The 775-nt window shown below is 63.2% G+C and carries 1 protein-coding gene; it reads right to left on the bottom strand.

Features of this window, described 5'->3' with window-relative positions:
- Positions 1 to 223: 223 nt before the first annotated feature.
- On the bottom strand, positions 224 to 775 hold a 552-nt coding region (locus EN984_RS36450; protein ID WP_206517582.1), incomplete at its 5' end, for a trimethylamine methyltransferase family protein.

Raw genomic sequence — 775 nt, 5'->3', positions numbered from 1 at the left:
GACCTTGCTGGCGCGCCCGAGGTGCCATGTGGAGCATCCTCGTCGCCAGGGAACACAAAGCCGCCGCGCAGGATGAGGCCGTTGGCGCCAAGCGCGGCCGTGATCTCCTCGATCATGCCGCGACGCGCAATCATTCCTTCTTGACCGGATCGGAGAACGCGCTCCGCCAGACTTCCTTGTGGATGATGTTGGCGACTTTAGCCCCGCCTGATTCGGGCTCCTTTCAAGTGAAGGCGTCGGGCATCGACCCCTTCTTCTTGGCGATGAAGTCCTTCAACGCTTCGTCGATGCTCGGATCGAGATGCGGCGCCTCGTAGCTTTCCAGCCAGCGGCGGGCAAGCTCGTTGGCGCGCTGCGGCGCTGTCTTCTCGCCTTCGGCCAGCCACTGCTCGTAGGAATTGTTGTCGGCGATGTTGGAGCGGTAGAAGGCGGTCTGGAAATTGGCCTGGGTGTGGTCGCAGCCGAGATAGTGGCTGCCGGGGCCGACCTGGCGGATGGCGTCCATCGCCTGGCCGTTTTCCGACAGGTCGACACCCTCGGAAAACTTCTGCGTCATGCCGAGCTGGTCGATGTCCATCATGAATTTTTCATAGCAGGACGCCAGCCCGCCCTCGAGCCAGCCAGCCGAATGCAGCACGAAATTAGTGCCGGCCAGGATGGTCGAGTTCAGCGTGTTGGCGCTTTCATAGGCCGCCTGAGCATCCGGAACCTTCGACGCGCAGAGCGAACCGCCGGTACGGAACGGCAGGCCGAGACGGCGCGCCAGCTGTGCGGC

Source organism: Mesorhizobium sp. M7A.F.Ca.CA.004.12.1.1, assembly GCF_003997835.1.
Lineage (GTDB): Bacteria > Pseudomonadota > Alphaproteobacteria > Rhizobiales > Rhizobiaceae > Mesorhizobium.
Note: the sequence above shows the minus strand (reverse complement) of the source record. Positions and strands in the feature narration are given on the sequence as shown.